Origin of the sequence: Pseudomonas parasichuanensis (assembly GCF_021601385.1) — a bacterium.
Lineage (GTDB): Bacteria > Pseudomonadota > Gammaproteobacteria > Pseudomonadales > Pseudomonadaceae > Aquipseudomonas > Aquipseudomonas parasichuanensis.
In genome coordinates, this window is record NZ_BQHO01000010.1 from 45,813 (window position 1) to 58,674 (window position 12,862).

11 protein-coding genes are annotated in these 12,862 nt (G+C 63.1%); 5 read left to right on the plus strand and 6 right to left on the minus strand.

The features are described 5' to 3' along the window. Positions 1 to 38 precede the first annotated feature (38 nt). Positions 39 to 1,157, plus strand: a complete 1,119-nt coding sequence (locus L6D77_RS10580; RefSeq protein ID WP_232884141.1) for an AbrB family transcriptional regulator — start codon at positions 39 to 41, stop codon at positions 1,155 to 1,157. Between the two features lie 6 nt (positions 1,158 to 1,163). Here the strand turns inward: L6D77_RS10580 and L6D77_RS10585 are convergent, their stop codons facing one another. Further along, positions 1,164 to 1,661: a GNAT family N-acetyltransferase gene (locus tag L6D77_RS10585; RefSeq protein WP_232884142.1), complete on the minus strand. Its 498-nt coding sequence runs from the start codon at positions 1,659 to 1,661 to the stop codon at positions 1,164 to 1,166. Positions 1,662 to 2,645: 984 nt separating this feature from the next. Between L6D77_RS10585 and L6D77_RS10590 the strand changes: the two genes are divergently transcribed. The 4 genes from L6D77_RS10590 to L6D77_RS10605 all read left to right on the plus strand — a co-directional run bounded on the left by L6D77_RS10590 (position 2,646) and on the right by L6D77_RS10605 (position 7,219). Next, complete coding sequence (locus L6D77_RS10590) at positions 2,646 to 3,146, plus strand: sigma-70 family RNA polymerase sigma factor (protein WP_232884143.1); 501 nt, start codon at positions 2,646 to 2,648, stop codon at positions 3,144 to 3,146. An 11-nt stretch (positions 3,147 to 3,157) separates the two neighbouring features. Next, a complete protein-coding gene (locus L6D77_RS10595; RefSeq protein ID WP_232884144.1) occupies positions 3,158 to 4,093 on the plus strand; it encodes a FecR domain-containing protein in 936 nt (311 codons plus the stop codon). Positions 4,094 to 4,203: 110 nt separating this feature from the next. Beyond that, positions 4,204 to 6,684, plus strand: coding sequence for a TonB-dependent siderophore receptor (locus L6D77_RS10600; RefSeq protein ID WP_232884145.1), 2,481 nt, complete (start codon positions 4,204 to 4,206; stop codon positions 6,682 to 6,684). A gap of 94 nt (positions 6,685 to 6,778) precedes the next feature. Beyond that, positions 6,779 to 7,219 carry a GNAT family N-acetyltransferase gene (locus L6D77_RS10605; RefSeq protein ID WP_232884146.1) on the plus strand — a complete coding sequence of 147 codons (441 nt, stop codon included), beginning with the start codon at positions 6,779 to 6,781 and terminating at the stop codon, positions 7,217 to 7,219. Between the two features lie 50 nt (positions 7,220 to 7,269). On the opposite strand, the gene L6D77_RS10610 is transcribed toward L6D77_RS10605, so the two are convergent. From L6D77_RS10610 to L6D77_RS10630, 5 genes are all read right to left on the minus strand, one after another. Then, complete coding sequence (locus L6D77_RS10610; protein ID WP_232884147.1) at positions 7,270 to 8,541, minus strand: diguanylate cyclase domain-containing protein; 1,272 nt, start codon at positions 8,539 to 8,541, stop codon at positions 7,270 to 7,272. A gap of 163 nt (positions 8,542 to 8,704) precedes the next feature. Further along, complete coding sequence (locus L6D77_RS10615) at positions 8,705 to 9,196, minus strand: GNAT family N-acetyltransferase (RefSeq protein ID WP_232884148.1); 492 nt, start codon at positions 9,194 to 9,196, stop codon at positions 8,705 to 8,707. Between the two features lie 114 nt (positions 9,197 to 9,310). Then, positions 9,311 to 9,778, minus strand: coding sequence for a hypothetical protein (locus L6D77_RS10620; protein WP_232884149.1), 468 nt, complete (start codon positions 9,776 to 9,778; stop codon positions 9,311 to 9,313). A 310-nt stretch (positions 9,779 to 10,088) separates the two neighbouring features. After that, positions 10,089 to 11,435: an OprD family porin gene (locus L6D77_RS10625; protein WP_232884150.1), complete on the minus strand. Its 1,347-nt coding sequence runs from the start codon at positions 11,433 to 11,435 to the stop codon at positions 10,089 to 10,091. 100 nt (positions 11,436 to 11,535) lie between these two features. After that, complete coding sequence (locus tag L6D77_RS10630) at positions 11,536 to 12,852, minus strand: MFS transporter (RefSeq protein WP_232884151.1); 1,317 nt, start codon at positions 12,850 to 12,852, stop codon at positions 11,536 to 11,538. Positions 12,853 to 12,862: the final 10 nt, after the last annotated feature.

Consider the following 12,862-nt stretch of genomic DNA (forward strand, 5'->3'; position numbering starts at 1 on the left):
TTCAGTTATCGATTCATCGAAAGTAGAAAATAGACCTGATGAATCATGGCGTCGATAATTTCCTCACGGTTCGCACTCGCGGCCGCTCTGTACGGGGGATTTCGACCTTGCCTACCACCATTTCTTTGCAATGGCTCTTGCTGGTCCTGCTCGCCGCAGGGGCAGGGCAGGGGCTGCATCACTTGGCTGTGCCCGCCGGGCTGTTCCTCGGGCCGATGCTGGTGGCGATCGGCTTCGGCATGAGCGGCGCGAGCATCCGCTTGCACAAGCAGGTGTTCCGCTTCGGCCAGGGCTGTGTCGGGTTGCTGGTGGCCCACTCGATGACCTGGTCGGTACTGGCAGCCTTGGCGCAGTCATGGCAACTGATGCTGTTCGCCACCGTGCTCACCGTGCTGATCAGTGCCCTGGTAGGGCTGGGCACCGTGCGCTTTGGCGGCATCCCAGGCAGCACCGCGGCCTGGGGCACTGCGCCGGGGGCGGCGTCGGCGATGGTGGCGATGTCCGAAGAACACGGCGCCGACCCACGGGTAGTGGCGACCATGCAGTACGTGCGGGTGGTGTGCGTGGTGATGATCGGCTCGATGGTCAGCCACTGGCTTGGCGCGGGCATCGGCGCGGAGCTGGCGCCGGTCACCTCATCCGACGTTCAGGACACGCAGTGGGCGGACGTGGCGCTGGGGCTGGGTGTGATCATGGTCGGGATCACCCTGGGTGCGCGGGTGCCGGCAGGGGCACTGATGCTGCCGCTGGTCATCGGTGGTGGCCTGCAGCTTGCCGGAATGCTCGACATCCATATGCCCGAGGCCTTGCTCGCCTTCGCCTACGGTGCGATCGGCTGCTACATCGGCTTGCGCTTCGACCGGCAGACCCTGCGCTACGTGTGCAGGCAGTTGCCGACCATGATCCTCGGCGCCGTGGTGCTGATTGTGCTGTGCGCCGCCTGCGCCTGGTTGCTGGCGCGGGCCACCGGCAGTGATTTTCTGTCGATGTACCTGGCCACCAGCCCGGGCGGGCTGGACGCCATGGCCATCATTGCGGTGGAAACCCATTCCGATGTCGGGCTGGTGCTGGCCATGCAGACGCTGCGTTTGCTCGGGGTCATCCTGACCGGGGCATTCATTGCGCGGCAGATCATCCGCCTGACACAAGCCCGCTGATGCGCCTCAGCCCGGCAGCACCATCACCATCTCGTGCCAGGCCATGCCACCGTGGTCGGAGGCCGAAGGCTTGACGTAGCGATAGCCCATGCGCGCATACAGCTCGACATGGCGCTCCTTGCACATCAGGTGGAGGGTGCGCTTGCCCATTGCCTGCATACGCTCGACGAAGGTGCGCATCATCAGGCTGGCGTAGCCTTTGCCCTGGTGGGCCGGGTCGATCACCACCGACATGATCACGGCGTTGGGCGCAGCGCTGTCATGGCCCACCAGCTCCTTGAACGCCTCGTCGGACATCACCACCTGGTGGGCGCAGCCACAGTTGATGAAGCCGATCACTTCACCCGCCAGCTCCATGATCAGGAAGCCTTGCGGGTACTGGGCGATGCGGGTGGCGATCTTCTCGCGGGTCGCAGCTTCGTCACCTTCGTAGGCGCTGATTTCGATCTCGAAGCAGCGGTCGACGTCGGCGGGGTTGGCGGTGCGGAAGGCGGGGAGGGTCATGGCGGTCTCGGGTAAAGAGTAAGAGGCCGCCATGATAGAAAAAGCAGCAGGCGGGTGCTGCATTGTTTTTCTGGGCGTGGGCTACAGGTATGGGTGATGTGATCACTCGGCCGATGCTTGCAGCACTTCGGCGATGCGCTTGCGCACATTACCCTGCAGCTGTTGGTCATACGGCGCAGCGGTTTTCCAGTCGGGCAAACGCAGGGTAGCGGGTGGGGGCATGGGCCAAAAGAGGGCACCAAGCAAGGCGCCACGATTGGACCTTTCTTGCACGCGTCAAGCATGTAGACTCGAGCCATTCACTGATGAGAAAGCACAGGCCATGCCGCAAAAGGACGTTGATTGCCAACCCGTCCTGTCAGGACCCTCGCTCAGGCTTGAACCCCTCACCGAGCATCACTTCGAAGCGATGCTTGTGGCGGCAAGCGACCCTGAGATCTGGGGAGGCCACCCGTCCAGCGACCGCTACAAGCGCGAGGTGTTCGAACCCTATCGCGACATTGCGGGCTACCGGAAAGGCGTTTGCGGTCTTTGACGTCCAGCAGGAAAGGGTGATCGATGGGTCGAGTTACTACACCCCGCCAGACCAGCCCGACAGCATCGCCATTGGCTTTACTTTTTTGGTGGGGGCGCACTGGGGGGCAGCAATCGTGAGCTCAAGCGCTTGATGCTCGAGCATGCGTTGAAACGGTATGACACCGTGTTTTTCCATATCGCACCGACAAACATTCGCTCGCAAAAGGCCACGATGAAATTGGGTGCCAGGTACCTGCACGACGCGCAGTTGAACCTTTCAAACGCGCCCAGGCTGTGGACGTGCTATGCACTTGCCCGCGCCAGCTGGGAGCAGGTTGAATTCTCCCAAGGCCTGTAGCGAACCTGACGGACCTGCACAACCCCAAGCCAGCAGACCCGGACCTTGCATTCATTCCGCCACATCGAGACAATGCGAGCAATTACCATTTACATCCTGGGTCCCGCTCTATGTCGACGTTCGACCGTTTGGCGCTTCACCAGCTGTACAGCGAAAACAACGGCTGGTTGAAAAGCTGGTTGCGCACCCGCCTGGGCAATGCCGCCGATGCGTCCGACCTGGCCCACGACACCTTCCTGCGGGTCATGACCGCCCGTAACCAGTTGCCCATCCGGGAGCCGCGCAGCTACCTCAGCGCCATCGCCCGGGCACTGCTGATCGACAAGGTTCGGCGCCGGACCATCGAGCAGGCCTACCTGCAGGCGTTGGCCCTGCGACCCGAGCCGGTCGAAGTGTCGCCGGAGATCCGCCTGTCAATCATCGAGATGCTGGTAGCGGTCGATGCACTGCTTGATGAGCTCGGCCCCAGAACCCGCGATATCTTCCTTGCGGTGCAACTGGAAGGGCTGACCTACGCGGCGGTCGCTGAACGCTTCGAGGTATCGGTCACGACAGTGAAGAACCACCTGATCCGGGCGATGACCCGTTGCCTGCTCGTGGTCGAGAGCTGAGGCGCCGGGCTGTGGATCTGAAGACTCTCGAAGCTGCCGCGACCTGGTATGTGCAGCTCAATGATGCCCATGAGGACGTAGCGCAAACCCAGGCCTGGCAGGCGTGGCTGGCCGCCGACCCGGCGCATGCCGAAGCCTGGGCGCGGGTGGAGAAACTCCAGCGGCAATGGGCGAGTGTGCCGCGCCAGGCCGCGCTGTCGAGCCTGGGCGCGGCCCAGGCTCAGCGCCGCGAAGTGCTCAAGGTACTGGGCATGCTGCTGGCCGTCGGGGGCGGTACCTGGCTGGCCAGCGAGCAGGTGCCTTACCAGGCCCTGCTCGCCCAGCGGCGCACCGGTACCGGCGAGCGGCGCTCGCTGCGCCTGGACGATGGCTCGCAGCTGGAGCTGAACGTCGACACCGCGTTGGATGTGCGTTTCGACGCGCAGGTTCGGGCTGTCCACCTTTACCGGGGTGAGATCCTGGTCAGCACCGCCAGCGACCCTGCCCGGCGCCCGTTCATCGTGCACACCGACAACGGCAGTGTACGGGCGTTGGGCACAAGGTTCAGCGTGCGCCAGCTACCGAAGCAGACGCGGGTTGGTGTGTTGCAGTCGGCCGTCGAGATACGTCCGCTGCACCACCTCGACCAGGTGCTGCGCCTGGACGCCGGGCAGCAGGTGGGCTTTGACCGCGACAGCATCGCCAGCGCCCAGGCCCTGCCCGCAGATTCGACGGCCTGGGTCCAGGGGATGTTGAGCGTGAACGATTGGCGCCTGGGCGACTTCATCGATGAACTGGGGCGCTATCGGGCCGGGGTGTTGCGCTGCGCTCCGGCCATACACGGCCTGAGTATTTCCGGGTCGTTCCGCATCGACGACACCGATGTCGCCTTGGCCAACCTGCCCAAATCCCTGCCAGTGAGGGTGCGCTACCTGAGTCGCTACTGGGTGAGCGTGGAGCCTGCCTGAGCCCTGAGCAAAAAAAGTTTTCCTTAATCTTGCTGATTTCGATTCTCGTCCGTCCATGACACAAGCCGCGACGACAGCGACTTTCCGCCATGACACGCAAGGATCACCCAATGCCCGTTTGCCAACCCACCCGCCTGCGTCAGGCCATCCGCCTGTGCGCCCTCAGCCTTTCACTCGTCAGCGTGCCGGGGGCGCTACTTGCGTCTGCCCACGCCATGGCCAGCAGCCAGAATACCTACCACATCGCCGCAGGCCCCCTGGGCAGCGCCATCACCCAGTTCGGCGTACAGGCGGGCGTGACCATCTCGTTCGACACCGAGCAGCTGCGCCACCTCAGCACTGCCGGGCTCGACGGCAGCTACAGCGTCGAGGAAGGTTTGCTGCGTCTGCTCGCCAGCAGCGGGCTGCAAGCCCAGCGCCAGGGCAACGGCGGTTATGTGCTGATCCCGGCCAACAACGGCACGGCAATGGAGTTGGGCCCATTGACGATCGACGCCAACCGTCTCGATGCCACCAGTGAGGGTACGCAGTCCTACGCGGCGCGCGCAGTGACCATTGGCAAAGGCGTGCACACACTCAAGCAGACGCCGCAATCGGTCACTGTCATGACCCGCAAGATGCTCGACGACCAGAACCTCAATACCCTGGAGCAGGTGCTGGACAAGACGCCAGGCATCACCGTCTATGACTCGCCCATGGGCGGCAAGTACTTCTACTCTCGTGGCTTCAACCTCGATGGCCAGTACCAGTACGACGGCGTGCCACTGGATGTGGGCGGCAACTATGTGCAGGCCAACAGCTTTTCCAGCGACATGGCTTTCTACGACCGCGTCGAGATCCTCAAGGGTGCAGCCGGCATGATGAAGGGCTCCGGCTCCTCCGCCGGCGGCGTCAACTTCGTGCGCAAGCGCGGCCAGGACAAGGCCCATACCACGCTGACCCTGTCCGCCGGTACCTGGGACAACTACCGTGGCCAGGTGGATGTGGGCGGCCCGCTCAACGAGTCAGGCACGGTGCGCGGCCGAGCCGTGGCGACCCTGCAGGATCGCCAGTACTTCTACGACGACGCCAAGCGCCAGGACCAGGTGCTGTACGGCGCCCTGGACTGGGACATGACGCCCGACACCACCCTGGGCGTGGGCCTGGCCTACGAGGACGTCGATGCCTCGCCGTGCTACCACGGGCTGCCGCGCTATGCCGATGGCAGCGACCTCAAGCTGTCCCGCTCGACCTGCCTGGGTGCCAGTTGGAATGACCTGCAAAGCGAGCGCATCACTGGCTTCGCCGACCTCAAGCATCGCTTCAACGATGACTGGTCACTGAACTTCGCGTCGGTCTACACCCACAACAATCAGAACATCGAGTACGGCTACGCCGAGGGCTCGATACCCGTCGGCGCCACCACTGGGGCGATGGGGCGCTACTCGGGCCGCTTCGATTACGACCAGACCGACTACGGCTTCGATACCTACATCGATGGCAAATTCGAGGCGTTCGGCCTCGAACACGAACTGATTGTCGGCGCCAACGCCAGCCGCCAGGACAACCACGACTACTTCGCACTGCTGGCCTTGAGCGGCAAGCAAAACCCGTTCGCCCCATCGGACGACTTCCCACGCCCAACGAAGGGCGACTACGCCACGGGCACCCTTCGCGGCGGCCCGTTCCCGACCGATTCCACCACCCGCCAGTGGGGCACCTATGCCAACCTGCGGCTGAAGCTGGCCGAACCCCTTACCCTGGTGCTGGGCAGCCGAGTCAGCTGGTACCGCAACGACCGCGATTCCTACACACAGCGCTGGAATACCTGGGAGCACATCCGCAGCAAGGAAAACGGTGAAGTCACGCCCTTCGGCGCCTTGCTCTACGACCTGAACGAGCAATGGACGGCCTACGCCAGCTATGCGCAGATCTTCCAGCCACAAGGCAACTTGAGCACCGCCAATGGGCAGTCGCTGCAGCCCAAGACCGGCGGTAGCTATGAGCTGGGCATCAAGGGCGAGCTGTTCGACGGTAACCTCAATACGGCGTTCAACCTCTTCCGCACCCTCGAAGACCACCGTGCCGAAACCGACTACGTGGGTGTCTGCGGCGGTTCGAGCGACGGTTACTGCTACACCGACAGCGGCAAGGTCCGCGCCCAGGGCTTCGAGGCCGAAATCAGCGGCTCGCCGATCGATCGCCTGCAAGTGCTGGCGGGTTATACCTACACCCAGACCAAGTACCTGGAGACTATCAACGCGACCGACCCGACCGAGCTGACGTTCACCTCCAGCTTCATTCCGCGGCACATGCTCAAAGTCTGGGGCGACTACCAGCTCGCGGGCGCGCTCGAGCGCTGGACCTTGGGTGCCGGGGTTTCCAGCCAGAGCGACAACTTCCGCCGCCAGGGTAACCTGAAGATCGAGCAGGCGGGCTACACCCTGTGGAGTGGTCGCGTGCAGTATCGCCTGGACGAGCACTGGAGCCTGGCGTTGAACGGCAACAACCTGCTGGACAAGCGCTACTACTCGACGGTGGGGGCCACTGGCTGGGGCAACTACTACGGTGAGCCGCGCAACTTCATGCTGACGCTCAAAGGCAGTTTCTGACGGGAGCAGGGATGGCGCAGACCCTTCGAGGTCCGCGCCTGGGCTTCGCCCAGACAATTACACTAGGATGTCCAGCCCACCTCGCGGTGTAACCATGACTGCCCAGTTAAATGTAAGGCTCGCCTCCAGCGGCGATATTGATAGGTTGGTTGATCTGGATGCAATCGCCAACCGGGATCCAGGGCGCCGAGCGTTCATTGTGCAAGCAGTAATGGCCGGCCAGTGCTGGGTGGCAGTGGACGCTCGCGATGCGTCAATGTTGCTGGGGTATGGTGTGCTTGATTTTTCGTTCTTTGGTCAGGCGTTCATCCCGCTCATCATGGTAAGGGACTCACAGCGCCGTCACGGCGTCGGTTCCTCAATCCTCCGTGCCTTGGCGTCTCAGTGCGGGGCCGCAAAGTTGTTCACCTCGACCAATGCCTCCAATGAACCGATGCAGAAACTGCTCGGAACGTTCGGTTTCATCAAGAGCGGTTATGTCGAGAACCTGGATGAGGGCGATCCCGAGATTATCTTTGTGAAACGCTCCTGTTGAAGGTTTTGATATTCGAGCCGCTTCGTGTGGCCAGTGCGTCGCTGTCTGGTTCAGCCATTGCGCACATGCAGCGCCTGCGCCTGGCCCAGGCGGTATTGATTGTTGCCGCTGCGCTTGGCTTCGTACATCGCCAGGTCGGCAGCATGGATCAGCTGGTCGCGGGTCTGCCCGTGATCGGGGAACAGGGCGATGCCCAGGCTGACGCCGACCCGCTGCAACGTGTCGCCCAGGCGGATGGGGGCGTCCAGCGGCAACAGCAGCCGCTGCGCGATCACCCGGGCCTCATCCTCGGGGGTGCGCTCGGCCGACAGGCCTTCCAGCACGGTGACGAACTCATCGCCACCCAGGCGCGCCACGCTGTCCGAGTTGCGCAGTGCCTCGTGCAGGCGGGCCGCGGTGGTCTGTAGCACCTGATCGCCCGCCGCGTGGCCAAGGCTGTCGTTGATCGCCTTGAAATCGTTGAGGTCAATGAACACCAGGGCAACACGGCTGTGGTTGCGCCGCGCCAAGGCCAGGGCGCTCTCCAGGCGTTCCTCGAACACCAGGCGGTTGGGCAGGCCGGTCAGCGGGTCATGGTGGGCGAGTCGGTGCAGCTGGTTGGCCCAGGCTTTCTCCTCGGTGATATCACGCACCACGCCCATCATCTTGATGGGCGTGCCACGTTCGTCCTTGACCACATTGCCGGTCTCGCGCAGCCAGTGCAGCGTGCCGTCTGGCCACACCACCCGGTATTCTTCGTCGTGGTTCTCGCCGGTTTCGATACAGCGCAATTCGCCGGCGCGCACATGGGCGCGATCGTCCGGATGGACCGCGTTGCAGAACAGTTCGTAGCTGGGTGTCACGGCCGCGACCGAATAGCCGAACATGCCGTAGATGGCATCGGACCAGTACAGGCGGTTGGTGTCGATGTCCCAGTCCCAGGTACCGATACGGGCGAAATACTGGCTGCGCTGGAAGCGTTCGGCCTCGACCAGCAGCGGACGGATCATCAGCCAGTGCCTGGCATTGGCCGCGCCTTGCTGGCTGATGTGCAGCGCGCGTGGCTGGCCATCGTCGCCTGTGACCTGCACCGCGCCGGCAGGCGTGGCCAACTGCGGCAGGCGTTCGCGCAGGTGCAGGCCCAGCAGGGGCGTGTTGGCACAGCCGAGCAGTTCGGCTGCGGCCGAGTTGTGCCAGCAAACACGGCCATCACGGGCCAGTTGCACCATGCCCACGTCCAACGCCGCCAGCAGGCTGCGCTGCTGCTGGCGCTGGCGGTGCAGCACCCATAGCAGCGCCAGGCTGGGCAGGGTGGCGAGGAGGATGACGAGCAGGGTATTCATCGGGCAGCGACTGGTCCAAGAGGCTAAAAGATAGCTGCATTATGCCTATCGGATGATGGCAGTTCGCCAACAATCGTTGGCAACCCTGTTTTTCGCCGTTTGCCGCGGATAGCCCAGAATACGAGCCAGGCTGAGTTGGCGCTTCTGGTAACGGCGTTCACGATCACGTAATGGATTTGGCCATTTCCGCCGTTCCGGCCCAACCGCCTTGCGCATAGACCGGTTTGCCTGTCTCGGTGGCGTGCAAGACCGCGAAGGTGATGCCACGGCGGGCGAACTCGGCGTCGGCAGCCTGCATCAAGGCCGAAGCCAGCCCCCGGCGACGGTAGGCCGGCTGGACGAACACGTTCAACACGTAGCCACGCTTGTCCAGGGTTGGGTGCGAGGGATGGGGCGGCCAGTCAATGCTCATCAGGCCAATGGCAGCGACCGGTTGGTCGCCATCCAGGAGCTTGAATCCGTAGTACCGACCGTCACCAAGCCGTTCCTGCAGCCATGGGCGAAAGTGCTGAGTCATGAGCCGGAGTTGTTCAGGATCCCCACCCGCCTCAAGAAACATTTCCTGGCGGTGCGAGCAGATCATTTCTACATCAGAGGGCCCGACAGGCAGGCACGCCAGACCGGAGAGCGTTGCACATCCTTGTAAGTCGATCATCGTTTACCCAGCGCCAGTAGCATCGATTGATGAGGAGGCAGCCTATGGCATCTTCAGGTGTAGGTGCAATGACTCGCAATGCGACCCAAGAACAGGAACAGACGTGCCACTCCTTCATCCCCAAACGCCAAAAGACAGGGCACTGCAATACATCACAGTAGTGCACACGACCATCTGGACGATCATGAAGCCAAGGGTTGCCCCCAGAAATGCAATGCCTGCAACAAGCCATGGCAAGCTTGCGTTCACGCGAAACCTCAATAGCCAGGCAGACAGCCCCGTGCCCAGCAAGATGCCGGGCATGGAAAACAGGTGCCCAAGTGCAAGCAGCCCATCGGTGCGAGCCTGGTTGAAGATGATGCTCAGGTAGCACGAAAGGCTCGCTAGCACGGCTGCTGTCGTTCCCGTGAGGAACAACGCGGGGGCGCGCAGGATCAAGCCCGGCAGGAGCGTCACTACAGGTGTCACCAGCAGATACCAGGTGCCTGTATGAACAGGATCCGTGCCCATGCTTGCGTATAAAAGGAAGGGGGTGATCAGCAGAATGGAATAGGCGAGGTCATCTTGACGGCCAATTGTCATGCTCTAGCTTCGCTCTCAGTTTCCGGCCTGCTGGGACAGCCTGGCTGATGCCGATCTACTGGCCAGGAGGGTTCGCCCGGGTTGGATGCAGCCTTATATATACGTCTGCCATGGTTCGAAGGCGGTCACTCGACATTGACCGTTCTCGACCCTGAGCTGCCGCTGAACCTGTAGGGGCGGGATTAACCTGGACGTCTGCTTAGGATCGTTAGCTGCCGGGCGTGGACTAATATCGACCCAAATCGGACGCTCAGAATACTATGATTTTTCCCTGTGTCTTTGGGGCAGCCTGAGCATCAGGTTCCATAACTTAAAACTTCAGTGGATATTCGACGATGAGCCGCACTTCATTGATGTCCGGCAGGTCCACCTGCGCCTCTTGGTTGCCGCGATAGTTGGCTAACCGCGTGCGCACCGAGAGGTCCTGGGCTGGCCCGTGTTGCACCACGTAACGCAATTCCAGATCCAGCTCGTGCCAGCGGGCGCCATCGTACTGGCCGTAGCTTGAGAGCGGGCCGCCCGCATAGTGCCGCTCAGGGCGCCACTGCGCATCACTGGCGCTGCTGCCGGAGACGTAGCGGGCCATCAAGCTTAGGCCGGGGATGCCGTATGCCGCCATGTTGAGGTCGTACCGCGCCTGGCGGGACGTCATCCCGGGGGCGTTGAAGTCGGATATCTGCACCGAGTTGGCCAGGTCGATGGATAGGCCACCGACATAGTCGAAAGGTGTGTCGCCGTCGATCTGCTGGTAGGCCAGGGTGATGCGGTGAGCGCCGTGGCGCCAAGCGCCGGCCAGGCTCCAGCTGGTGTTGTCCACCCGGCCGGAGAGGGCGCGGCCGGTGTCGTCGCTACGGTACAGGTGCAGGTCTAAGTTCAGGCCGCTGGCCGGAGAGAAGGGGATGTCCTGGTTAATGTTCAGGTAGTTCTGCAGCCAGTTGTCCTCGGCGCGGGCGTGGAACAGCTTGACGCTGAGGGTCTTGTTGACTTGGTAGGTGGCACCGAGGAAGTCCAGGCTGCTCACCGCTACGTCGGAGTATCGGGTTCGCAGGCTGTCGTCGCCATTGCTGGAGGTGAAGTCGCGGTAGGCCGTGAAGTGTCCTGCTTCGAGCAGCAAACCACCCAGAGCATCGTTGCGCAGGTACAGCCCGGTGGCCATCTCTGGCAGCAGGCGGCTGTCGGCGGTGGTGAACACTGGGGTCGAGATGCGCATCTCGCCCCATTTCACCTCGCTGGCGAATGCTCGCGCCTTAAGCGCACCCCCAACGTGGCTGTAGTCGTTCGCTACCTCGGCGTTGCGCTGGCGGTTATGGCTGACCGGCAACAGCAGGGTACCGGTGCGCCCCGGACCGCTGTCGAGTTTGAGGCCGAGCTGTGCATGGGCATCGAGCCCCAGGCCCAGTGCGCCCTGGCTGTAGCCGGAGGTGAGGCCGAGCATCACGCCGTGGGCCCATTCCTCGCGGTAGCCCTTGCGCTCGCTGGCAGGGCGCGCGGCATTGTCGCCCTGGCTGTTGCTGGCGCCATTGCGAAAGTCGCGGTTGAAATAGAAGTTGCGGTTGCGTAGCTCCAGTTGGCTGTCTTCGACGAGGCCCTGAGGTTCGGCCAGGGCGTCGGTGGCCAGCAGGGCGGTGCACAGCAGTGTGGCGTGGCGATGGAGCATGGAGGTTCACCTGTTTTTCTTGTTCTAGGCGCAGCCGGTTATCGCAGGCGCAAGGCCTGTGGGTATGAGGAAAGGGGAGGGCTCATCCCTGAGCCGGGGGTCAATCGAGGTCTTTGCCGGCGGTTTCCGGGGCCAGTTTCAGACCAACCAGCGACAGCAGGATCGCCGTAATGATGTAGAACGCCGGGGCGTTGGTGTTGCCGGTGAGGCTGACTAGGCCTGCGGCGAACAGCTGGGCGAAACCGCCGAACAGGGCCACGCCGACGCAGTACGCCAACGACATGCCGCAGGCGCGGATGCGGGTGGGGAACAGCTCCGGCAGGATTGCCAGGTTGGGCACGATGGTATAGGTAAGCGGGATGCTCAGCATGAACACCACGGCCAACAGCACCGGCAGGCTGGGGTGTTGGTTGAGAAGCAGGAACGCCGGGTAGATCGCCAGCAGCAGGATCGGCAGTGGCCAGAAGATCGCCTTGCGTCGGCCGATGCGGTCGCTCAGCCGGCCAGCATGGGCCGACAGTAGCAGCGGTGGCAGGCAGGCCACGATCGCCGCCCAGGTGCCACTGGCCAGGGGCATGCCGAGTACGCCGATGGCATGGTTGGCCAGGTAGAACTGGATGGTGTAGATCGGCACGGTGGCACCGATCACCAGCAGCACGCCTGCCAGCATCGAGCGCGGGTGTTGAAGCAACAGGGCCAGTTGCTTGCCCTGGGACACCGGCGGGCGGCTACGCGAAGCCTGGCGATGGGCGTGGGTTTCTTCCAGGCGATGGCGAATGTATTCGCTGACCGGTATGGCGAGCAGGCCCATGGCGAAGATCAGCCGCCAGCCCCAGCTGTCCATGGACTCGTGGCTGAGCAGGTTGCTCAGCAGGGTGACCATCAACGCGCCGATGCAAATGCCCAGGCTCTGGCTGAAGGTTTGCCAACTGCAGTAGTAGCCACGCGAATGCTTGTCGGCGTACTCCATGAGCATGGTGGTCGAGGTGCCGATCTGACCCCCCACGGCAAAGCCCTGCAGCAGGCGCGCGGCGATCACCACGGCCGGGCCTAGCAGGCCGGCCTGGGCATAGGTGGGGGCGATGGTGAACAGCAGCGAGCCGAACGCCATCAGCCACAGGGTCAGGCGCATGGCTGCCTTGCGCCCGACGCGGTCGGCATACAGGCCGATCACCAGACCACCCAGCGGCCGCATCACGAAGCCAGTGCCGAACACGGCCAGCGATAGCATCAGTGGGACCAGCGGGTGGTCGCTGAAGGGGAAGAACAGCCTGGCCATGAGTGTGGCCAGCAGGCTGTAGACCAGAAAGTCATAGAACTCCAGGGCATTGCCCACGCAGATCGCGGCGATCGCGCGGCGCTTGCTGGGCTGTGGGGCGCTGGTGTCGATGGCGAAGTCTGTTGTTTTTGTTGTCATCGTCGTTGCT

Bases quoted from the DNA above. Each gene is read 5' to 3' on its own strand.
- L6D77_RS10580 (WP_232884141.1), top strand. From the start codon at position 39: ATGAATCATGGCGTCGATAATTTCCTCACGGTTCGCACTCGCGGCCGC.
- L6D77_RS10585 (WP_232884142.1), bottom strand. From the start codon at position 1,661: ATGACCCTCCCCGCCTTCCGCACCGCCAACCCCGCCGACGTCGACCGC.
- L6D77_RS10590 (WP_232884143.1), top strand. From the start codon at position 2,646: ATGTCGACGTTCGACCGTTTGGCGCTTCACCAGCTGTACAGCGAAAAC.
- L6D77_RS10600 (WP_232884145.1), top strand. From the start codon at position 4,204: ATGCCCGTTTGCCAACCCACCCGCCTGCGTCAGGCCATCCGCCTGTGC.
- L6D77_RS10605 (WP_232884146.1), top strand. From the start codon at position 6,779: ATGACTGCCCAGTTAAATGTAAGGCTCGCCTCCAGCGGCGATATTGAT.
- L6D77_RS10610 (WP_232884147.1), bottom strand. From the start codon at position 8,541: ATGAATACCCTGCTCGTCATCCTCCTCGCCACCCTGCCCAGCCTGGCG.
- L6D77_RS10615 (WP_232884148.1), bottom strand. From the start codon at position 9,196: ATGATCGACTTACAAGGATGTGCAACGCTCTCCGGTCTGGCGTGCCTG.
- L6D77_RS10620 (WP_232884149.1), bottom strand. From the start codon at position 9,778: ATGACAATTGGCCGTCAAGATGACCTCGCCTATTCCATTCTGCTGATC.
- L6D77_RS10625 (WP_232884150.1), bottom strand. From the start codon at position 11,435: ATGCTCCATCGCCACGCCACACTGCTGTGCACCGCCCTGCTGGCCACC.
- L6D77_RS10630 (WP_232884151.1), bottom strand. From the start codon at position 12,852: ATGACAACAAAAACAACAGACTTCGCCATCGACACCAGCGCCCCACAG.